The organism is Oceanobacillus arenosus (assembly GCF_003369575.1).
Lineage (GTDB): Bacteria > Bacillota > Bacilli > Bacillales > Amphibacillaceae > Oceanobacillus > Oceanobacillus arenosus.
The window spans coordinates 22,938-44,989 of sequence record NZ_PIOC01000027.1; the positions used below are offsets into that span (position 1 = coordinate 22,938).

At 37.9% G+C, this 22,052-nt stretch carries 23 protein-coding genes and 2 other annotated features (1 of these 25 only partly in view); of the genes, 8 read left to right on the forward strand and 15 right to left on the reverse strand.

All coding sequences use genetic code 11. From position 1 onward, the window contains the following. Positions 1 to 446: 446 nt before the first annotated feature. The 5 genes from CWR48_RS16745 to CWR48_RS16765 form a co-directional block, all read right to left on the reverse strand. Positions 447 to 992, reverse strand: coding sequence for a CvpA family protein (locus tag CWR48_RS16745; protein ID WP_115774475.1), 546 nt, complete (start codon positions 990 to 992; stop codon positions 447 to 449). Between the two features lie 3 nt (positions 993 to 995). Beyond that, positions 996 to 1,259, reverse strand: coding sequence for a cell division protein ZapA (gene zapA / locus CWR48_RS16750; RefSeq protein ID WP_115774476.1), 264 nt, complete (start codon positions 1,257 to 1,259; stop codon positions 996 to 998). A 696-nt stretch (positions 1,260 to 1,955) separates the two neighbouring features. Beyond that, positions 1,956 to 4,385 (reverse strand): phenylalanine--tRNA ligase subunit beta, encoded by a 2,430-nt coding sequence (gene pheT / locus CWR48_RS16755; protein ID WP_115774477.1) that lies wholly within the window; start codon positions 4,383 to 4,385, stop codon positions 1,956 to 1,958. A gap of 14 nt (positions 4,386 to 4,399) precedes the next feature. Then, positions 4,400 to 5,434 carry a phenylalanine--tRNA ligase subunit alpha gene (pheS, locus tag CWR48_RS16760; protein WP_115774478.1) on the reverse strand — a complete coding sequence of 345 codons (1,035 nt, stop codon included), beginning with the start codon at positions 5,432 to 5,434 and terminating at the stop codon, positions 4,400 to 4,402. A 341-nt stretch (positions 5,435 to 5,775) separates the two neighbouring features. Next, positions 5,776 to 6,513: a TrmH family RNA methyltransferase gene (locus tag CWR48_RS16765; protein WP_115774479.1), complete on the reverse strand. Its 738-nt coding sequence runs from the start codon at positions 6,511 to 6,513 to the stop codon at positions 5,776 to 5,778. Between the two features lie 95 nt (positions 6,514 to 6,608). On the opposite strand from CWR48_RS16765, the gene sspI reads away from it, so the two are divergent. Further along, positions 6,609 to 6,827, forward strand: a complete 219-nt coding sequence (gene sspI, locus CWR48_RS16770; RefSeq protein WP_115774480.1) for a small acid-soluble spore protein SspI — start codon at positions 6,609 to 6,611, stop codon at positions 6,825 to 6,827. Positions 6,828 to 7,027: 200 nt separating this feature from the next. Continuing rightward, a complete protein-coding gene (locus tag CWR48_RS20525) occupies positions 7,028 to 7,186 on the forward strand; it encodes a hypothetical protein (protein ID WP_170140794.1) in 159 nt (52 codons plus the stop codon). A 559-nt stretch (positions 7,187 to 7,745) separates the two neighbouring features. On the opposite strand, the gene CWR48_RS16775 is transcribed toward CWR48_RS20525, so the two are convergent. Further along, entirely contained in the window at positions 7,746 to 7,952 is a 207-nt protein-coding gene (locus CWR48_RS16775; RefSeq protein WP_115774481.1) for a hypothetical protein, read from the reverse strand. 615 nt (positions 7,953 to 8,567) lie between these two features. Here CWR48_RS16775 and CWR48_RS16780 point away from each other — a divergent pair. The 5 genes from CWR48_RS16780 to CWR48_RS16800 all read left to right on the forward strand — a co-directional run bounded on the left by CWR48_RS16780 (position 8,568) and on the right by CWR48_RS16800 (position 13,887). Continuing rightward, complete coding sequence (locus tag CWR48_RS16780) at positions 8,568 to 10,151, forward strand: DUF6583 family protein (RefSeq protein ID WP_115774482.1); 1,584 nt, start codon at positions 8,568 to 8,570, stop codon at positions 10,149 to 10,151. A gap of 35 nt (positions 10,152 to 10,186) precedes the next feature. Further along, positions 10,187 to 11,410: an ABC transporter permease gene (locus CWR48_RS16785; RefSeq protein WP_115774483.1), complete on the forward strand. Its 1,224-nt coding sequence runs from the start codon at positions 10,187 to 10,189 to the stop codon at positions 11,408 to 11,410. After that, positions 11,407 to 12,534, forward strand: a complete 1,128-nt coding sequence (locus tag CWR48_RS16790) for an ABC transporter permease (RefSeq protein WP_115774484.1) — start codon at positions 11,407 to 11,409, stop codon at positions 12,532 to 12,534. The genes CWR48_RS16785 and CWR48_RS16790 overlap by 4 nt, the downstream gene beginning before the upstream one ends. Beyond that, complete coding sequence (locus CWR48_RS16795) at positions 12,527 to 13,198, forward strand: ABC transporter ATP-binding protein (protein WP_115774485.1); 672 nt, start codon at positions 12,527 to 12,529, stop codon at positions 13,196 to 13,198. The genes CWR48_RS16790 and CWR48_RS16795 overlap by 8 nt, the downstream gene beginning before the upstream one ends. A gap of 62 nt (positions 13,199 to 13,260) precedes the next feature. After that, positions 13,261 to 13,887, forward strand: coding sequence for a lytic transglycosylase domain-containing protein (locus tag CWR48_RS16800; RefSeq protein WP_115774486.1), 627 nt, complete (start codon positions 13,261 to 13,263; stop codon positions 13,885 to 13,887). A 122-nt stretch (positions 13,888 to 14,009) separates the two neighbouring features. Here CWR48_RS16800 and CWR48_RS16805 read toward each other — a convergent pair whose 3' ends face one another. Beyond that, the gene (locus CWR48_RS16805; RefSeq protein WP_115774487.1) at positions 14,010 to 15,095 is read right to left on the reverse strand and encodes a M42 family metallopeptidase; all 1,086 of its coding nucleotides are present in this window, start codon (positions 15,093 to 15,095) and stop codon (positions 14,010 to 14,012) included. Positions 15,096 to 15,193: 98 nt separating this feature from the next. Continuing rightward, a complete protein-coding gene (gene dut, locus CWR48_RS16810) occupies positions 15,194 to 15,628 on the reverse strand; it encodes a dUTP diphosphatase (protein ID WP_115774488.1) in 435 nt (144 codons plus the stop codon). A gap of 139 nt (positions 15,629 to 15,767) precedes the next feature. Between dut and CWR48_RS16815 the strand changes: the two genes are divergently transcribed. Continuing rightward, entirely contained in the window at positions 15,768 to 16,163 is a 396-nt protein-coding gene (locus CWR48_RS16815) for a sigma-w pathway protein ysdB (protein WP_342772473.1), read from the forward strand. A gap of 234 nt (positions 16,164 to 16,397) precedes the next feature. Here CWR48_RS16815 and CWR48_RS16820 read toward each other — a convergent pair whose 3' ends face one another. The 7 genes from CWR48_RS16820 to thrS all read right to left on the reverse strand — a co-directional run bounded on the left by CWR48_RS16820 (position 16,398) and on the right by thrS (position 21,771). Continuing rightward, positions 16,398 to 16,970 carry a TVP38/TMEM64 family protein gene (locus CWR48_RS16820; RefSeq protein ID WP_115774489.1) on the reverse strand — a complete coding sequence of 191 codons (573 nt, stop codon included), beginning with the start codon at positions 16,968 to 16,970 and terminating at the stop codon, positions 16,398 to 16,400. Between the two features lie 197 nt (positions 16,971 to 17,167). Continuing rightward, positions 17,168 to 17,449, reverse strand: a complete 282-nt coding sequence (locus tag CWR48_RS16825; protein WP_425453911.1) for a DUF1294 domain-containing protein — start codon at positions 17,447 to 17,449, stop codon at positions 17,168 to 17,170. A gap of 65 nt (positions 17,450 to 17,514) precedes the next feature. Further along, entirely contained in the window at positions 17,515 to 17,871 is a 357-nt protein-coding gene (rplT, locus tag CWR48_RS16830) for a 50S ribosomal protein L20 (protein ID WP_114916939.1), read from the reverse strand. 39 nt (positions 17,872 to 17,910) lie between these two features. Continuing rightward, the gene (rpmI, locus tag CWR48_RS16835; protein ID WP_115748062.1) at positions 17,911 to 18,105 is read right to left on the reverse strand and encodes a 50S ribosomal protein L35; all 195 of its coding nucleotides are present in this window, start codon (positions 18,103 to 18,105) and stop codon (positions 17,911 to 17,913) included. A gap of 78 nt (positions 18,106 to 18,183) precedes the next feature. Next, complete coding sequence (gene infC, locus CWR48_RS16840; protein ID WP_115774490.1) at positions 18,184 to 18,690, reverse strand: translation initiation factor IF-3; 507 nt, start codon at positions 18,688 to 18,690, stop codon at positions 18,184 to 18,186. A gap of 68 nt (positions 18,691 to 18,758) precedes the next feature. Then, positions 18,759 to 18,888, reverse strand: a sequence feature (ribosomal protein L20 leader region). Between the two features lie 126 nt (positions 18,889 to 19,014). Next, the gene (locus tag CWR48_RS16845) at positions 19,015 to 19,614 is read right to left on the reverse strand and encodes a class I SAM-dependent methyltransferase (RefSeq protein WP_115774491.1); all 600 of its coding nucleotides are present in this window, start codon (positions 19,612 to 19,614) and stop codon (positions 19,015 to 19,017) included. 210 nt (positions 19,615 to 19,824) lie between these two features. Further along, entirely contained in the window at positions 19,825 to 21,771 is a 1,947-nt protein-coding gene (gene thrS / locus CWR48_RS16850) for a threonine--tRNA ligase (protein WP_115774492.1), read from the reverse strand. Positions 21,772 to 21,833: 62 nt separating this feature from the next. Then, positions 21,834 to 22,052 (reverse strand) — a binding site (T-box leader); it runs 11 nt beyond the window's last position.

Here is a 22,052-nt window from a genome sequence, read left to right on the forward strand (position 1 = left end):
TTATTATTTTCACTTACTAAAGGGTATTATTTAACCAGCCTAAAGTCAAGCTATTACTAGGCTACAGAGGATTATGAAGGATGCTTGGATTGGATTATCTATCTACTAAAAGAACAAAAGCTTAAAGCAAGTTTGAGCTGTGCACGGACTGCGCCTCACGGACGTGAGGTGGTTCGACGTTGCCACAGGACGTGGCGAACTTAGTCGAACTTCTCCTTGCCTTTTGAGATAAAGGAAACTCTTTGGGAGCGTTAGCGGTTGACTTAGATTACGGAGGTGAGGGAAGTCTCGCTACAGCTTTAGCGCTGGAGCTGGGCGTGGCTATTCTCAGTAATTAAGTTTTCCACAGCACCCAATTTTATAGTTTCCTAAGCAATAAAAAAGCTTGAACTATCGATTACAATAGTCCAAGCTTCCACGTTCATATAATTGCAATGGCGTTATCATTACGCCTTCTTGTCAATGTATGTCGACCATAGTTCCAGAATCTTCCCAGATAAATACGGTGTTTGTTCGATAATAAACAATGCAACAGTCGAATGATTAATCCACTCCTGCACAGACGTCAATGGCGTCAACGCAAGGATATAAAGAATAATAAATAGAATGACATATATTTCGATAAACCCTAAGATTGCTCCAAGAATTTTATTAACGGAGCTTATAATTGGAATGGATGCAACAACATCGAGCATTGATGCAATAATTTGCAGGATGATTTTTACTGCAAAAAAGATGACAGCAAATGCAATTGCATTATAGAAAGCCGTTTCCAATGGTATTGCTTGTAAGAAATCTGCCCACGCGCTTTCCGGCAGTTCTGGATAAGGAATCCATAATTCCAGCTTCGATCCGAGTTCATTATAATACATCACAGCAACAATAAATGCGACAATGGTACCAATTAAATGCAGGATTTCTAAGATAAATCCTCTTTTTAAGCCAACCAAAAAGCCAAAAATTAGGATGACAATGAGTAGTAAATCAAACATAACTTAATTATCCTCTTTCCTTTTCATGGAGCCTAATAAACTAGCATAGTCTTCTTTCAACTTTAAATAATCATTCATCGTATTAATTGCCGTAAGCACTGCCAAATTCGCAGTGTCGAGATGCCTGTTTGCATCTTGAATTTCGTGCATCTTTTGATCCACTAGACTAGCGACCAATTTAACATGACTAGCTGATTCTTCCCCAACGATATTATATTTTTTATTATAAATTTCAACTGTAATCCGTTCTTTATTATCCTGAGTCAAGTGAAAATCCTCCTGCTCTTAGAAAGCTCTGTTACCTGTTTGCTCGGGGGAAAACATCTCCCCTATAACACCACGAAAAAATTCTTCACTTTATCTTAACATGAACTGCTTTCAAAAAGAAGTATTTCTTCGATAGGGACAATTTGCAATTGGCAATGTGAAAAAATTGGAGAGAAAATAATGCTCCGCAACCACATCTATAACTATTACAAATAATTAACATCTTGGCACATTTTTATACGGTTTCATTATATGCGCCATAATGTGATGTGGAATAATATTTGTTGTTTTGCTGTAGAAAGTTATGAAAGGCAGAATTGTTGCAGAGTGCGAACGAATGACAATTTTAAATACCGATTTGGAGAGCAGTTGATTTAAAATGCGGACTAGTGATAAGTTTTAATTCAGATCTAGACAGTAGTTACTGTTCACACGTGAGTCTGATTTTCTCACTTCAATCAATATTGTTTGTCAGTGGTAAGTCACTCTCTTATATATGACTCCTCCAACCCGAGCGTAAGAAATACACGGAGACTCCTGCGAGAAGGCTCGCCAGCTCCCCTAAGGTGCGCGAAGTGTATTTCTGTAGCGACTGGCCTGAGAGTCTTAAGCACTAACCTAGTCCGCACTTTATCTATACAAACTTTACAAACATAAAAAGGGAGTGAAACCAATTGGCATCACTCCCTCTATTACTTATGATCGAACGTAAGCATCAAATGCTTTGTTCACCGCTTCTACAATTTCCTGATACGATGCCTCTACTTCATCATCCTTCAATGTCTTGTCAGGGTGTTGATATAGCAAGCTATAGGCAATGGACTTCTTGCCATCTTCCACATTTCCCCCTTGATACACATCAAAGATTTCTACTTGCTTCACAAGTGGCGCACCAACTTCTTTAATTAACGTCTGCACATCGCCTGCATGTACATGCTCATCAAGAATAAATGCAATATCACGTTCAATTGAAGGATATTTTGGTATCGACGTAAATGATGGCGCAGCATCATATTTCTTGATCAGTACATCCAAATTTATATCAAATACATAGGTAGCTTTTAAATCCAATTCTTTTTCGAGACTTGGATGAAGCTGACCGATAAAGCCAACCATATTGCCATCTACTTCTAATGAAGCTGTTCTGCCTGGATGCATATCCGCTAGCTTCACAGGTGAGAAAGTTACTGGGATTTTCAGGAAGTCGAATAGCCCTTCGACAATCCCTTTCACAACGAAGAAATCAACATCCTTCACTTCTTGCTGCCATGGATGCTCCACCCATTTACCAGTTACTGCACCAGAAGCACGCAATAATTCTGTTGGCTGCTTCGTTAATGTTTCTTCATCGCTAATAAATACATTGCCTACTTCATAAAATGCAAGATTTGCTTGGTTTCTCGCTTGATTATACGTTAGGCTATGCAGTAATTCAGGCAAAATACTTAATCGTAAATATTTATGATCCTCAGTCATTGGCAATGCTAACGCTATAGCCTGTGGATTTTGTTCCCTTACCTCAGGACTGATTAGTTTCGTAATGTCCGCTTCACTCGTTAACGAGTATGTCATTGTTTCCATTAAACCGGCACTTTGCAAATAGTTTTTTACTTGTCGTTTTAATGCCTGTCTTCCTGTTAATCCACCAGATTGTGCGACACCAACTGGAAGTGTAAATGGTAAGTGATCATAGCCATAAATGCGTGCTATTTCTTCAAGCATATCTTCGAAGATCGTAATATCACCACGACGAGTTGGCACATGAACCGTGAAATCATTACCAGCTTGCTCAAATGTAAAGTCAAGACGTTTTAAAATTGCTGCAATCGTTGACGCATCAATTTCTGTACCTAATCGTTCATTTACTCGTGCAGTATTTACTTCTACTATTTTTTCAGAACGATCGAGTGCATCATATTCAACAACATCTGCTAAAACAGTGCCACCCGCATATTGTTTTAGTAGCTGACAAGCACGGATTCCCGCACGTTTCACACGATTCGGATCAATGCCCTTTTCATATCTTGTACTTGCTTCACTTCTTAATCCTGTAGCTTTCACTGTATTTCGAATCGAAGCACCGTTGAAATATGCTGCTTCTAATAAGATCGTTTTCGTTTCGTTCATTACTTCTGAGTTAGCACCGCCCATGACACCAGCGATTGCAGTTGCTTCCTTCCCATTAGTAATGACCAAAGTGTCTGCTCCCAGTGTTCTTTCCTGGTTATCCAATGTCGTTATTTTCTCTCCGTCAACTGCACGACGAACAACAATTTTATCCGACGCAAATCGATCATAATCGAATGCATGCAATGGTTGGCCATATTCTAATAAAACATAGTTTGTAATATCAACGACATTATTAATCGGACGAATACCTGCAGCCATTAAATAATTCCGCATCCATAGTGGCGATGCTTTAATTTCAACATCTTTAATTATAAATGCTCCGTAATATGGATTTAAGTCCTCTGCTTCGACTTCAACCTTAATAAAATCATGAGCCGATTTTTTGCTTTCAATTTTTAACGATTCATCTGGTAATATGATTGGCTTGTCTAAAATAGCTGCCACTTCATATGCAACACCTAGCATGCTTAACGCATCTGCTCTATTTGGCGTTAGATCTAGTTCCAGCACTGCATCATCAAGATTTAATAATGATGTAACACTTTCACCAGCGACTGTATCCTCAGGAAAAATGAAAATCCCATCGGCAACATCTGCTGGAATATATTCTGGATCAAGTCCTAATTCCTTCAATGAGCAAATCATCCCATTTGATTCAATACCGCGGAGCTTCACTTTCTTAATTTTAATATCTCCAGGAAGTTTGGCGCCTGGAAGTGCTACCGCTACTTTTTGCCCTTTTGCAACGTTTGGTGCACCACAAACGATTTGCAATGTTTCTTCCCCAACATCAACCTGACAAAGATTTAATTTATCTGCATCTGGATGCTTCTCACATGAAGCAACATATCCAACCACAACGTTCGTGCTTTTCGCAGCAATATAGGTTACATGGTCCACTTCGATTCCAGATTTTGTAATTTTTTCTGCTAATTGTTCAGGAGTAATTTCTCCTAAATCTACATAGTTTTTTAACCAATTATAGGATACTAACAAGTTAATTTACCTCCTTATGCCTGATGGTATTGCTTTAAGAATCGTTTATCATTTGTATAAAATGCGCGAATATCATTTACGCCGTATTTCAGCATGGCAATTCGTTCTGGTCCCATACCGAATGCAAAACCGGAATATTCTCTTGGATCATATCCAGCCATTTCTAACACGCGTGGGTGAACCATTCCACCACCAAGGATTTCAATCCAGCCGGTTCCCTTACATACAGAGCAACCTTCACCGTGACAAACCTTACAAGAAATATCCATTTCGACAGATGGCTCTGTGAATGGGAAGAAACTTGGGCGCAGACGGATTTCCCGGTCTTCACCAAACATTTTCTTCGCGAATACATCCAGTGTGCCTTTTAAATCACTCATCCGGACATTTTTATCCACGTATAACCCTTCAATTTGCGTGAATTGATGGGAATGTGTTGCATCATCATTATCACGGCGGTACACCTTACCAGGGCAAATCATTTTAAAGGCTTTCTCGCCCTTGTATTCCTTCATTGTCCGTGCTTGCACTGGTGACGTATGGGTACGCATTAATAATTCATTTGTAATGTAAAAAGTATCCTGCATATCACGTGCCGGATGGTTTTTCGGCAGGTTTAATGCTTCAAAGTTAAAATAGTCTGTTTCAACTTCTGGACCTTCTCTTACTTCATAGCCCATGCCGATAAATAAATCCTCAATCTCTTCCACGATGCTCGTTAATAAATGCGGTCCGCCTTGCTTCACTGGTTTACCAGGCAATGTCACATCAATTGCTTCTGCTTCTAATTGCTTTTCCAATGCAATTTGCTCAAGTTTTTCATTTTTTGCATCTAATGCAGTGGTGATTGCATCACGTACTTTATTAGCAATTTCTCCGATAACTGGGCGTTCTTCTTTGGAAAGCTTCCCCATTCCTTTTAATACACCGGTTAATGAGCCTTTTTTGCCTAAATATGCAACACGGATTTCTTGTAGTGCTTTGATTTCATCGGTTCCAGCTATTTTCTCTAATGCTTCGACCTGAATTGCTTGTAGTTGCTCTTTCATTGTCGTTTAACCTCCTTAAAAGTATAAAAAAGCCCCATCCCTGAAAAGGGACGAGGCTTTGATTTCGCGGTACCACCCTTGTTGACAATTGGGTATACTTCTCCCCTTTTGTCCAACTTAAATCTGATAACGGATTTACATCCGGAACACCTTTACCCATCAACTGATGAGGTCCAAGTGCCAGCTCCAGAGTGAAATAATAACAATTCATACGATGGAAATGCTCGCAGTCTTAGGACATTTCCTCCCTTTATCGCTCATAATTGTTACCTAGCTCTTTCAACGCTCTTCTATTTACACATATCGTGTATATTATAATGAATTTACGGTATTGTTGCAACTTATCTTTTCAGATAGTACATTAAAATCCCAGCAGCAATGCTGACATTTAATGATTCCGCTCGGCCGTATATCGGAATTGTAACAATCTCATCCGCCGCATCAATAAGCTCCTTCTTCACCCCAGCGCCTTCATTTCCTAGGATTAGCGCCACTTTTTCATCGATTGTGATTTCATTGTATTTCTTTGCATTCTGTAATGCGGTTGCCCATATTTTAAAACCATTCTTCCTCAATTCTATAACTTCATTGCTCAAGTTCGCGTGATAAATCGGAATATGGAATATCGATCCTTGGGTGGAACGAATCACCTTATCATTATAAACATCAACCGTACCATGACCAAGAACGATTCCATCCATTCCTGCCGCGTCTGCGGTTCTGATCATCGTCCCTAAATTCCCCGGATCCTGGACAGAATCAATTAGGAGCAAGTGGTTTCCCTCACGCTCCAGTGCTTCCTTCATTTCCACCACTGCCGCAACCCCTTGAGGCGTTTGTGTTTGGGTAATCAATTCAAATACTTGCTCATTTACTCGTTCCACTTCATAATTCTGGCACCAATTCGGTAGCTCGACCGCTTCTTCTGCGATAATTTCACGTATAACCCAGTCACTTTTCCATGCTTCTTCTAATAGGTGAAAGCCTTCGATTAAAAAGGTTTGATTATTATTTCGTTCTTTGCGATTATGTAGCTTTTTCCATGCTTTTACTCGTTCGTTTTTAACTGATGTGATCATATTTTCCATCCTTGTCATTTTTTCTTCTTTCATCATACATATTTATATAGTGATTGGTCAAACTATCGGTAACGCATGAAATGAGGTGGATGATGATGGACTTAAATATTCGTAAAGCAATACTGCATAATATTTCATCGAATGACCAAGCACAATTAGAGGCAACGATTGTCGATGCTATCCAGGCTGGGGAGGAAAAGATGCTTCCAGGGCTCGGATTTTTGTTTGAACTGATTTGGAATCAGTCAACAGAAGAGGATAAGAAAGAAATGGTAACCACACTTGAACAAGGCGTCAAGCAAGCAACCATGTGAAAATTTTTGCCTTTTTGATACCAATATAAGTTAACGTAACGACATAATCAGAACTAGGTAATTGCAATAGTCTTCTTCAACTGGGGCAGCCTTTGAATGGATAGAATTATATAATGGTTGATTATTCTTATATGTAAATCCAATTCAGCGACTGTCCCGCACCACTTGCTTTAATAAAATTACAATTACGGAGGACATGTATGCAAAAAGATAAACAAGCTATAAATGAATTGGTTTCTAGTATGAAACCAGGATTTGCTGGTACCGATGTTAAAAAGGTAAAACAAGAAATCCAGAAAGATATAAGTGAAGGACAAGGTGCAATGACTTCTAGAGAGGCAGGAGCAATGCGAGATTAAAGAAGATTATCTTCTTACTCTATATTAGATCTGCATTGCAGTGTTAAAATAACATATAGTTAAAGAAGCCGTTTTAGTTAGATCTATTTATTCTAGTAAAAATAATCCTCCTAAAAACCATACAAATTGTCATAATAACAATAGTTATGACATATCCAAGTTTCCAGCTTTCGGGACAATTGATAAGCATATAAATAAACCGATAATTAGTAAACTTGTTTTAAACACCGGTTGGTTTAAATACTGTGTACCCGACATTAGATTTAACTGTGCTTTTCATAATTTGGAGCAATCCAATAAGTGTTAAGGAATACAATAAAAATAAATGAACTTTTTTCCTCAATTTTTTCACCTTTCCTAAGTTATTTTACTTTCTGATTATTATTGCTTATTGTGCCTATTTCCCTCAAAATCACATAAGTCGATTAGACTATAATATACCTATTATCCATATAAGAAATCAAAAGCTTTCGGTACGGTAGGCTATGAAAAAAGATTGCCAGTAAAATGATGATCTTCTCATGAACCTCCTGCACCAGTAAACGCAAGTAGAAAGTTACTATTTCTCTTCCTTCGATTTTGATACGAGATACATCAATGGTCCAACAATAATTAACCCTGCAGTAGCTGTACCTAAAAACAGAGCAGTATATGACAACAATTCAATATTCTCGCCTAAAATAATATCGATAAAGATACGGAGGATGGTGACTATTGTAGGAAATACCAGTGACCATAACAGCAATCTTTTTAATTTATCTGACACATTTTCTCCCTCCTTGATTAAATCTAAGAGCGTTGATGTATTTCTAATTGGAATCACCCTCCCTTTTTAAAAAATCTATTTTTATTCTAACATAAATATTCAGAATACATCGCAGAGTCAATTACATAATGAGTCATGCTGTTTTCAACTAATTAGAACTCCAATTCACTAAAATGGATGCATACAATTCTCAAACACAATCACAGCGTAATGTAATTTCGTATCGCTAGGACAAGCTGCCGTAACATCCATTAATTTGATAAATCTAACAATAACCACGTTTATCCCGAATTACCTGACTGTAAGACCCCCACTTTAATGAAGTTTCACTTTATTAAGAAAAATAATAATTAATACCTATAAATAATTATGTAGACTTTCCTTTCTTACATTGCTGTTGAATATATTACATATATTACCATTTTACTAGGTAAATATTATTAGTTAAAAATCTTAAATTAAAGATAATTCCGTGACTTTTGCCTTAATAAACATTAACTAACATTTTACGTTGGTTGACTCCCCTTTCATAAAATGATATAAAACATAAGAATGCCAACGTAAGTCATATAATCAAAATGTTGGTAAAAGTTTAAATCGAGAGGGGAATTCTTCGTGAATGAAACAACGAATGATGGGAGTAACAACAATAAAAAAGGGGTGTCCAAAGGAATTATTGCAATCACCATTATTGCTGTACTAGCAATTGGGGGCGCTGTGTCAGCATTTATGCTCAATAATTTATCCTTAAAAGATTCTTACTTTCTAGCAGAACAGAAATCGTTAGAATTCATGAGTAATAAATTAGAAGAACGATATGAACCTGAACTAGATTGGTATGAACACTCAAAAGAAAATGCAACAGAATCAAAAGTAGACCTTTCTGGTGAGTATAATGTTCCTTCAACTGAAACAGCGGTCGATGGTGTTGATCCAGCACAAATTATTAATAACTCAAATCTAACAATTACAGCTGCTACAGATATGAAGAACAAGCAGATCTCTACGGATATCGCAGCATCAATTGGCGGAATTGAAGTAAATGACTTGAATTTCTCATTTACAAACGAGAAATTGATGCTCAGCTTACCTTTCGTTGATGAAGTGATTCAATTAAAGGATGCGGATTTAGGTCCCCTCCTTTATGAAATAGACCCAGTTTCCTTTACCGGTGAAGAAACATTGGAATTAGACAGTATTTTCGAAGGTAATGGGGCTCTATCCAAAGAGGATATGGAATATTTTAATAAAGAATATGGTAAAATGATTTATGATAAATTGCCGGAAGATGCATTTACAACTAAGGAAGAAACAGTGGAAGTAAATGGAGAATCAATTAATGCTGAGAAAATAAGCATGCAGCTTACAGAAGCACAAGTAAAAGAGATATTAACAGCAGTATTCGATAAAATGGAAAAAGATGACAAACTGAAGGATTTAATCCGTCAGCAAGCGGGATTCCAATTAGGGGGTACTGTTACAGCTGATCCTGAAATTGAGCAATTACTATCAGACTTTGAAAGTAGTATTGCTGATGCAAAAGCTGGATTAGCAGATTTCCAGATTCCAAACGGTTTTAACTCCACTATTTGGGTAGCAAACGATTTAATCGTACAACGGGACCTAGCCATTGAAATGGGGCCATCTGCTGATGAATTAGTCAGTTTCTCAGTAAAAGGCGGACAAATATTGAAAGATGCAAGTCAATTCTTTGATTATGACCTGGGATTTGCTGAAGCTGATAACGAGGGCGTCATTAATATTGCTGGCAACCTAGCATGGGAAGATACTAAGGCAACAGATAAGGTTAGCTTAACAGCAGACGGATTTACCATTACGTATGATGGCAACGAAGCCTTAGCAGATGGAACGCGTGATTTTGAACGTATCTTTACTTTCGATGACACCACTACTTCAGGTTCTTTAAACTGGAAGGGTTCTGCAAAGTATGATAATGACCAAATGAGTTCCGAGCATAGCTTCTCCATTGAAAGCCCAGAAATTTCGCAGGATATGCTTGCCCTACATGTAAATGTGGAAGGTAAAACAATCGATAAAGTAGAAATGCCTGCTGAAGATAATATAAAAGATATTGGAGAATTGGGCGCACAAGGAACGATGGAATATTTCGAGCTTGAAGTTGTCCCAAGCTTCCAAGAGTGGTTATTTACAACAATGGCCGGAAGTGGGAATTTCTAAAATTTATTCGTTTTTAAGAAATGGAAGTGTACTGCATGAATCGTATCAAACACATTCAATTATTTACGAAAAGCAATTTTATGCAGCTAAAGAGGAAGTGGCTCCCACTTCCTCTTCTTTTCATTTTCCCATTATTATTAGTTGGGATAATTGCTGCCCTTGTGATTACAATCGTTTTACCAGAAGAAAATGATCCGATTCGAATTGGCCTCGTCGACTTAGACAAGTCCGATGAAACAAAACTAGTCACAAGCTTAATGGAAGAATCATCTGCAATAAGTACATTTATTCAATTACATAGTATGACAGAAATTCAAGCAAAAATAGCAATCGAGAATGATGCCATTAGTTCCTATCTCGTCTTTCCCGAAGGATTTACTGACAGCCTGTACACTGGTGAGTCTGTTCAATTGCCGATAGTTGGCAATCCAAACCGGAAGATTGATAGCTTTTTAATTCAAGAAATTATTAAAAGTGTGACAAGGCATATTCGCAGCTCACAGGCAAATATCCTCACGATTAATGAATATGCCAAACAATTAGGTATGGACGATGATACTAGGAATGAACTCGTGTTTGAACAGTTTAAGGAATTCGTTTTCTATACGCTTGGCAGTAATCAAATATTGAATGAAAAAGAACTGACAAACATCGCGACATCGTCACCGATTCATTATTTTAGCCTTGCAGCATGGTTTATCGTTTTAACCATTTGGCTGCTCACCATTTATCGTTTTCTCAGCAATGAATCGCCATTAAGAATGAAACAACGGATGAAGCTATATGGGGTTACTGAGCTGCAGCAAATCCTTGCGAAAGGTTTTGTGACACTGATTACTGCTGTTTTTTTTGCGGCGATTACCTTTATTTGGCTTCAGCTATTTCTTTCCTTTGAATTAATTTTAGAGGATTATGTCAGAATCATTGGTCTTTTATTATTATATTGCATCGCATTTTTAATCGGTATGGCAATCATAGAAACGATCATCTCAGCTCCAAAAGTGAGCCTGTTCATCCAATTATTATTTACTTTAGCAATTCTAGCCTGTAGTGGTGCGATCCTTCCTGCGATTTATTTACCATTACAACTACAGGAGTTTATAGGCTATAGCTTTTCCTACCAGGCCTTTTCTTGGATTTCAGATATTATTCTGAACGGGCGAATGTATGCAGACTTTATCCCACTGCTATTAACGATGCTCGCGGGATATTTCATTTTACTTGGGATTTCTATGTGGAAGGAGCGTGTTCGGTCATGATGGCGATTTTATATACGAGACTAATCCACTGGAAAAAGCAGATTATTTCTTTATTATTCTGGCTGCTACTGCCAATACTCGCGACACTAGCAATTGTTTACGGTACAAGTCTCATCCAGCAAGATAGCAAAATACCAGTTGGCATCGTCACAGGAGATGACAGCGAAATTGCGAATGCACTCTATGAATCGATTCGTGCAACACAACTTATTCGTGTCATTGATGTAACAGAAGCGGAAGCACGGCGATTGGTCGAAAGCCATGAATTAGATAGTGCTTTTGTGATTGGCGAGGGGTATGGGCAGGATGTGGAAAATGGCCGGCGGAATCGATTGATTACGAGTTATCTCTCGAACCTCTCATTTGCCTATGCACCAGTTAGTCAAATGATTATCTCGCTCGTTCAACAGGATACTGGGCATTCAAAAGCGGCCCATACTGTCATTAATTTAAGCAATCATACAACAGAACAATGGACATGGGATGAAATTGTTGCGAAAACAATTGAAATACAACAGGAGGAAGATCTTCTCCGTACTACCTTCACTTTTGCGAATACAGTAGGAATGGAGAATGAAAATACAGTAAGTCTCTGGAATACATGGGGATTATGGGCATTATTTAGTATTCTATCCACCCTCCTTCTATTTGACTGGGGGGTTAAGGAAAAGCGAGCCGAAATATTGCCGAGATTTGCTTTTATTCGTTATACATATCAACATTATCTATTGCTAAATGTCTGCTTGTATACTTTGTTATTTTTCATCTTTGACCTGATTGCTGTGGTCGTCTTCCATACATTTCTTTCGGAGTCTATCTCCTTGTCGCTAATTGGTGCGATACTGGCATTTCGTATGTTGATTAATATGGGGGCCTTTATTTTCACATGCTTATTCCAGAATGTTTACTTATACTATAGTACAGCTTTTTTACTAGCGTTAATTACTGCGGTGATCAGCGGAGCAATTATTCCAATTGACGGGGTAACAAACCGTTTCCCATGGGTTGCATTGTTCAATCCAGTCCAGCCCTTCTTAGAAATGGAATTCATAAGTCCATGGCATATCGTTTGTTTCGTCATTATTGCTATTTGGTACGTTAAAGGAGGAAAATCTAATGCTTAAGGTAACATCCCTATCGAAGGCTTATGGGAAGAAAAAAGTGCTTGATCACATTTCTTTTTCCGTCGGCCCTGGTGAAATTATTGGACTCGTTGGCGAAAATGGTGCAGGCAAATCAACTTTATTAAATATTTTAGCTACATTGCAAAAGCCAACAAGCGGCTCCATACACTTACAGGAAAAGTCCTATCAGAAAGAGAAACCATCTATCAGGAAGTCGATTGGCTATGTCCCCCAGGATATTGCAATCTGGGAGGAATTTACTGTAGAGGAAAATATGATTTTTTTCGAAAAATTAGCATGGAAAAAGCGTGGGATTGAAGCATTAAGGCAATTATGTTTGGACATGGCGCTTGATAAATGGAAGGAACCTGTGAAGATGCTGTCCGGTGGCATGAAGCGGAAATTAAATTTGGCAATTAGCCTTATCCATGATCCGACTCTCCTGCTACTTGATGAACCAACCGTTGGCATTGATTTAAAATCACGTAAGGAAATTGGCGTTTATTTACGGAAACTTGCATCCTCAGAGGAGAAAATGATTCTGTATACGTCACATGATATGGATGAAATCATCCATCTTTGTGATCGAATCATTTGTATCGGTGATGATCCGTTTTATAAAGAAATCTTAATCGATTCTGGTAAAGAGATTCTTACATTTTAGTATTGCTATATTTGCGCATCAACCTTAAAATAGAGTTAGAGTATGAAGGAGGAAACGTGTTAATGGAAATAAGAGATTTACAGCAAATGATTCAATATCAAGCACTTTCAGCGATGACATCCACTTCCGCTTCTTCCACAACGGACATGAACATGGTAGATGTGGGCTTTAAACAGTTACTGCAAGATAAAATAAATACAGCTATTATGATGTCAAATACGAACAATCATTATCATAATCCGACAACCATACCTGTTATTTATCCATTACAATCTTATGCCGGACAAGCTGCAGCGAATTATCCCGTACCCAGTACCGACTTTAATTCGACAATTACGCAGGTAGCTGAAAATTATGGGATTGATGAAAAGCTGATTCATGCGGTTATAAAAACCGAATCGAATTATAATGCTTATGCTAGCAGTAATGCTGGTGCACAAGGGCTAATGCAATTAATGCCAGCAACAGCGCGGAGCTTAGGTGTGTTAAATTCCTTCGACGCAAGTCAAAATATTGAAGGCGGCACGAAATACTTGAGTCAAATGCTCCATAAGTATAATGGTAACCTTGAGCTTGCATTAGCAGCATATAATGCCGGACCAGGAAACGTCGATAAATATCAAGGAATTCCACCATTCAATGAAACGCAGAATTATGTGAAGAAAGTAATGAATACATATTTGGCTTAACAGTTAACACTGGCGAAAGATGCTAGTGTTTTTTGCTTATCTTGCTTAAGGATTTCTCTTTTCTCTCCTATTATAAAAAGGAAGTCTCAGCATTCTACTAAGACTTCCTTTCATAAAAGATACTATGCTAAAATTAATTCCTTCACGGTTTCAGCGTCTAGTTTCTTAATCACTTCCACAATTAAATTTACTGCGTTTTCGAAATCATCGCGGTGCAGAATGCCTGCATGTGAATGAATATAACGCGTTGCTATTGTGATTGAAAGTGATGGTACACCATTACCAACGAGATGGATTGACCCTGAGTCTGTTCCTCCACCAGCTATCGTTGCAAATTGATATGGAATGTTATGCTCTTCAGCGGTTTGAACGACTAAATCTCGAAGTCCCTTATGTGAAACCATGGATGCATCATATAAAACGATTTGTGGTCCCTTACCGAGCTTGCTGTCTGCTTCATGTGCTGCAATGCCCGGTGTATCCCCCGCAATTCCTACATCGACACCAAAGCCAATGTCAGGTTGGATTTTATGTGCAGCTGTTTTTGCACCACGAAGACCAACTTCTTCCTGTATATCACCAACACCATACACAACATTTGGATGGTCTACATCTTTCAATTGTTTTAATACTTCAATTGCAATTGCTAGACCAATTCGGTTATCCCATGCTTTTGCAAGAAGTAATTTTTCATTTTTTAACGGTGTAAATTCAAAATAAGGTACAATTGAGTCTCCCGGTTTCACTCCAAATGATTCCGCCTCTACTTTACTAGATGCACCGATATCAATGAACATGTCTTTAATTTCGTATGGTTTTTTACGTGCTTCTGCTGATAATACATGTGGTGGTTTCGAGCCAATCACACCAGTTACATCGCCCTTGCTTCCCATAATCGTTACGCGCTGTGCAAGCATCACTTGATTCCACCAGCCGCCAACCGTTTGGAAATAAATAAATCCTTTGTCATCAATCCGCGTTACCATAAAGCCCACTTCATCTAAATGCCCCGCAATCATGATTTTCGGTCCTGCTTCATTACCAACCTTCTTCGCAATCGAGCTACCAAGGTTGTCGGTTGTCATTTCATCTGCATATGGCGTAATATATTTCTCGAAAACATCTCGTACTTCTTTTTCGTTTCCAGGAATTCCTTTTGCATCGGTTAGATCCTTCAGCATTGTTAATGTTTCATCTAATTTTGTCAATATGTATTACCTCCTTATGGTACAAATCCTATTATAGCGCGAATGGGAGTAAATCGCTTTTATTTTGTCTTTCCTTAATCTTTTCGTTCTGAAGCGTTTTAATCTCCAGAGGAACCAAACCCACCTTTATCTCTAATTGTGTCAGATAATTCCTCTGTCTGCACAAGGTTAACTTTTAATACCGGAGCAATTACCATTTGCGCAATTCGCATCTGTTTTTCCACTTTGAAATCTTCTTTTCCATGGTTAATTAAAATTACGTTGATTTCACCCCGATAACCTTCATCAATCGTCCCCGGGCTATTAAGAACCGTAATCGAATGCTTTAAAGCCAGTCCACTTCTAGGTCTAACCTGTGCTTCTGTTCCTGTGGGCAATTCCATTTGGATACCGGTTGCGATTAACGCGGATTCCCCAGACTTGATTACCTTCTCCTCAACCGAAAATAAATCCAATCCAGCATCACCCGGATTTGCCCTATACGGTAGTCTTGCTTCATTATGTATAAGCTTAATTTTTAAATTGTATTCCATTTCAATTCCCCGTTTTCATTAATTATTTTAGGCTATTTTCTATATGTTTCATTATTGTACCATGATTTTTGCAGAAAAGTGAAACTTACTGGAGAGCATATACGTATTAAAGGTAAAATGAATGAGGAGACGGTTTACAATGATGGTTGTCCTACTGTTTAGACTGTTAATTCTTATATCAATCTTGATGATCCTATATTCAGGAATGAAATACCTCCGTAATCCACATCGAAAGTTAAAAGCAGCAAAAGAAGCAAATGAATTCTATTTTTTGGATGATGCTAATAATAGCAAGAAGAATCTTTATTTCGTTTATAAAGGCTGTCTGTTTATCGGTGAGAAATATTTAGGTGCGACCGAGGATTCATTTAAAGTCATCGACATTCATGTAAGTGTGAAGGAACCTCTTGAATTAGAAGGATTCACTCGTGATGACATTTATTTTCTAGAAAACGAAATCCTCAACCACTATCCTTACGCAAAAATTGAATGGAAGCACCCGATCAATCAATTATTAATCACGAAGCTACACTAAAACGTTCACTCATCTAGGATTCGCCAGATGAGTGAACGTTTATTAGTTTAGACTCTTCTCTCAAAGATTGTTGCTCTTTGCTTTTGGGCAGTTAGGCAAGCGGATGCTTGCCTTGTCACGCATACGCGTGACATTTTCAGAAAGGAAAACGCGGATGGGTAAATGAATTTACCAAATTAGCGTTTTCCTTTCTGAAAAAACTGCCTAAAAGCAACTAAGTTTAATCAAACAGCCTTAGTTTATTACCTGGAAAAATTCATGCCATTTGATGGTGAGCTCTTTTCTTCGTAAAATATAAATGAGCAATAACAAAGCAGCTAGAAAAATGAAGATGGTTAGAGGAGTTAAATGTGAGAGCCAGCCACCGATACAAGTATAAATGACCGCTAAAGGGATATTCGATAATATCGATAATTTGGTATATGCTCTGCCATTTTCCGAGATTTCAATTAAACATAATGATAATAAATGAAAATGGATAAATGGAATAAGCCGTAATAGTGAAACCTGTGAAACGGTAAGTTTCGTGTACTTGCCAAGGATTTTCTGTTTGATATTGATTAGCCTTTCAAACGATTTCGGATTCCATTGGGCTAACTGATAAAAAAATAGGCATGATAGCGTCATTCCAATTAAAGAATAAATAGATCCATAAACCGGCCCAAACAATATTCCACCAGAAATACAGATAAATACGACCGGAAGAAATAATAATGGCCGAAGCAAATGAATCAAGATGAATAAGAACGGTGCCAAATAACCACCTGTCTCAATGACTGCCATTATATAATTTCCGAAAAGCTCCATGACTCTCCCCCTTCTCTCATCCATTTCTAATCTTTCCTTGGTAGTTAAGAAAGTATTTAATATTTCTTACTACATAAGTGCAACTAAGGATGTCACGGAAAGGCTTGGTGACATCCAAGTTTTCTAATACATGTATATGACAAGAGACGAGCCTTTATGACAAAAATGAAATTCAGGAGACTTTCAAGTATCGCTATTTAATCTGTAATCGTAATAAAGTAGCTGAATAAAGCGAGATTAATAATAATCAGAATGGGCATGCCAATCATAAACGTGCGATGCTTCGTCTTATGGCGAAATGTTTTCATTCCGGCATATGCACCGATTGCCCCTCCAAGAATTGCCAGCAGCCAAAACGTTCGCTCAGGAATTCGGTATTGCCCTCTGATTGCCTTTTGCTTATCCACCCGCATTAGAAAAAATTCAATTACATTCACGAGCAAAATATAAGCCAGTAGTTGTTTCATCGGATCCATCATTTATAACTCCTTTTATGTAAAAAGGGTCAAATCCAATCGAATGATGGATTTGACCCTATATGCATTTATTTTAAAGCGTCTTTTGCTTTCGTAGCTAATTGAGCAAATGCTTGTTCATCATTGATTGCAAGATCTGACAACATTTTACGGTTGATATCGATTCCTGCTACTTTTAAACCATGCATTAATTTGCTGTATGAAAGTTCATTTAGACGTGCAGCTGCATTGATACGTGTGATCCATAATTTACGGAAATCACGTTTCTTTTGTCTACGGTCACGATAAGCATATTGACCTGATTTCATTACTTGTTGTTTTGCTACTTTAAATAACGTTCTTTTCGAACCATAATAACCTTTTGCTAATTTAAGGACGCGTTTACGACGTCTGCGTGTTACTGTTCCACCTTTTACACGTGGCATAATAATTCCCTCCTAGTACATTTACGATCTAATTTTTATTTATTTAGGTAACATTGTTTTGATGCGTTTGAAATCTCCAGGTGATACGATAGCACCTTTACGAAGTTTACGTTTTTGTTTTTGTGATTTGTTTGCAAACATATGACTTGTGTATGCATGTGATCTCTTTAATTTTCCAGAACCAGTTCTTTTAAAACGTTTTGCTGAACCTCTATGAGTTTTCATTTTTGGCATGAATATTTCCTCCTCGTCTTGTTCGTCCAAAGCAACATATTTCACAAGGAATTTGCTACTTTAAACCCATTAAACTGCTTACTTTTCGTTAATTGGATTAAGCATAATAAACATATTACGACCTTCCATTTTCGGTCTAGCTTCAACTGTTGCTACATCTTTAAGCTCTTCAGCTAAACGGTCTAGTACCTCTTGGCCAAGTGATTTATGTGTAATTGCACGTCCACGGAAACGAACTGCAGCTTTTACTTTATCGCCTTTTTCAAGGAATTTCTTAGCATTCTTTAATTTTGTTTCAAAATCATGCTCACCTATTCCTGGAGTAAAGCGAACTTCTTTAATATTGATTATTTTTTGATTCTTACGAGCTTCTTTTTCTTTCTTTTGTAGCTCAAAGCGATGTTTCCCAAAGTCCATGATACGACAAACTGGTGGTTTCGCACCTGGTGCAACCATCACCAAATCCAGATTTCTGGTTTGCGCGATTTCTAATGCTTCTTGACGTGTTTTAACCCCAAGTTGATCACCGTTTGAATCGATTAAACGTACCTCTCTAGCACGAATCTTCTCATTGACATTATTCATATCTTTGCTAATTGCCAGCCACCTCCAAATAGTTTATGTTCTGATCTTTCATTGACAAGCGAATTTTTATCATTAAAAAAGTGTCGGTACAATTGCACCCACACGTCTCCAAAGTTCTATTAAAAAAGAGTTCGGAACCAGTCAACTACACAATCTGTGCGTCAATCAGGTGAGAAGCGGGTGCTTCTTCTTGTCTCAGATCATTTAATTTTCAACTTTACAAGTATAGCATCTACATTTCGTATTGTCAACTATCGATTTGGAAAAACTTTACCTGTTGCATTCATTATAGCATCATTAGAAGAATTGTCCAAGTATATGTGTTTATGGTTTAGCCCAAATCAAATATAAATAACCTGCCATGTAACGCTCTTCCCTAATAAGATTTAGATTAGACTTTTTTACAATTTCACTTATATTTCTGTCCTGATGGCACCCTACAATTTTTAATGCTAGCGGATCCAATTTTCTTTGTAGCCACGCTAATCGTCTGTTAGTACTGATTCCATGCTCCATCATAAGTATTTTTCCTTCTGGCTTACACCATTTTTGAAAGTTATCTAGGACTATGATAGGGTTTTGATAGGCGCATAAAGTTGCAGAAGATATGATCGTATCGAAAGTGTTTTCGTTAAATTTAACAGACTCAACATCTTCTTGTATAAATGTAGCTTTAAAAGGATATTCTTTTGCGGCATTCTGTGCTATTTTCAGCATTTCTTGACTGAAATCCACCCCTGTCAATTCAACGTCTTTATTGTAGAATGCAAAATTAAGGCCTGAACCAACACCAACCTCTAAAACCTTGCCTTCTACTTCTTGAAAAACTTGATTTCGATACTTATAAGCATGATCGTTTTTCCTGCGTTTGTTATATTTATTTGCTTGTTTATCGAACTTTTCGATTAAGGATTTACGCTCCATGTTTTACCCCTCCCTATTGGAAATTTATGTAAGATAAATGGCATTTGGATGATCAGTATCCACTCTAATAGTTACGATTCAATATTGGAAAGGTTTCATTCATTCTTATTTTATTCAAAAGGCCCAGACCCAGAATAAGAAAAAAATCCTGCATTTAACAGGATTTTTAATCAAACGTTTATATCATTTAACAATACATTTATTCCGTAATTATTTTCTTAATGTTTTCTCTGCTACTTCATTTTTAATTAATGCTTCAAAGTCAGTGTAACTGTATGTTTCTGATTTTTGTTCTCCGTAGCGGCGTACGTTTACTGCGTTGTCTTCAATTTCCTTATCACCTAGAACGAGTGCAAATGGAATTTTTTGTGTTTGTGCTTCGCGAATCTTATAGCCGATTTTCTCGTCGCGTTCATCCATTTCCACCCTGATGCCTTGTAGTCGTAATTTATCTACCACTTCTTTTGCATAATCAAGATGCACTTGCGGTGAAACAGGAATTACTTTCACTTGTGTTGGTGCAAGCCATGTTGGGAATGCTCCTTTGTACTCTTCTATTAAGAAGGCAACAAAGCGTTCCATTGTTGACACAACACCACGGTGGATAATAACTGGACGATGCTCTTTGCCGTCTTCGCCAATATACGATAAGTCAAAGCGTTCTGCTGCTTGATAGTCAAGCTGTACAGTAGAAAGTGTTTCATCCTTTCCTAGCGCTGTTTTCACTTGAACATCTAGTTTAGGACCATAGAATGCTGCTTCGCCTTCCGCTTCCACGTAATCTAGATTCATTTCTTCCATTGTTTGTTTTAATGTTGTTTGTGCTAATTCCCACATTTCATCGTTGTCGATATATTTCTCTTTATCTTCTGGGTCACGATATGAAAGGCGGAAGTAATAATCCTTAATCCCGAAGTCTTTATATACTTTTTGCACCAATTCAACTACACGAACAAATTCTTCTTTTAATTGATCTGGCCTTGCAAAGATATGCGCATCATTCAATGTCATCGCACGAACACGTTGCAATCCTGCTAAGGCACCACTCATTTCATGGCGATGCTGCATGCCAAGTTCTGCAATGCGTACTGGTAATTGACGGTAGCTCCATAATTTGTTTTTAAAGACCATCATATGATGTGGACAGTTCATTGGACGAAGCACCAATTCCTCATTATCCATTTCCATCGGCGGGAACATATCATCTTTATAGTGTTCCCAATGTCCGCTCGTTTTGTATAACTCCACACTTCCTAGTACTGGTGTATATACATGGTCATAGCCTAGGCGTTCTTCTAAATCGACGATATAGCGCTCAATATTGCGACGAATGGTTGCACCCTTTGGTAACCATAACGGTAAACCTTGGCCAACTTGTTGAGAAATGGTAAAGATTTCTAACTCTTTTCCGAGCTTACGATGATCCCGTTCTTTTCTTTCTTCTAGGATACGTAGGTGCTCATCAAGTTCTGCTTGTTTTTCAAATGCTGTTCCGTAAATTCGTTGCAGCTGTTTATTATTGCTATCCCCGCGCCAATATGCACCAGAGATGGATAATAATTTGAATGCTTTAATTTTACTTGTTGATGGAACATGGATTCCGCGGCAAAGGTCAAAATATTCTCCCTGCTCATAAATGGTTACCTGTTCATCTTCAGGAATCGCTTCAATCAATTCGAGTTTCAAATCATCGCCAATTGCTTGGAATCGCTCGATTGCTTCTGCACGAGTAACTTCGATACGTTTGATCTCTAAGTTTTCATCAATAATGCGTTTCATTTCTTTTTCTATTAGTGGAAGATCTTCCGGTGTGATGGATTGCTCAAGATCCATGTCATAGTAGAATCCTTCTTCAATTACTGGACCAACACCGAACTTCACATCTTTGTAAAGGCGTTTCACTGCTTGCGCCAATAAATGTGCTGCAGAGTGACGCATCACTTCAATGCCCTCTTGATTTTTGTACGTAATGATTTCAACCGCACCACCATGGTCTAATTCACGACGTAAATCTACTAACTCTCCGTCTAGCTTGATTGCTAATGCCTGTTTCTTCAATCCAGAAGAAATCGAACCTGCAATATCTTCTCCAGTAGTTCCAGCTGGGTACTCCTTTACTGCTCCATCTGGAAATGTAATGTTAATTTCTGCTGCCATATTTATTACTCCCTTCAAAAATTAAATTCAAAAAGCGCTCGTTCCTTTGCATCGGTTAAATGCAAAGGGACGAGCGCTTGTATGCTTCGTGGTTCCACCCTAATTCCCGTGAAAATTCTCACGGCTTCATTAATCTTTAACGCAGATAAGACGCTACTAATTACTATTATTTCCATAGTAGAGTTCAGAGGTGGTAATTACTTGTCGATACATTAGGAAGCTTGCAGCCAAATGACTTCCCTCTCTTAAATGTATGAATGACAACGAATCATGTCCTCATC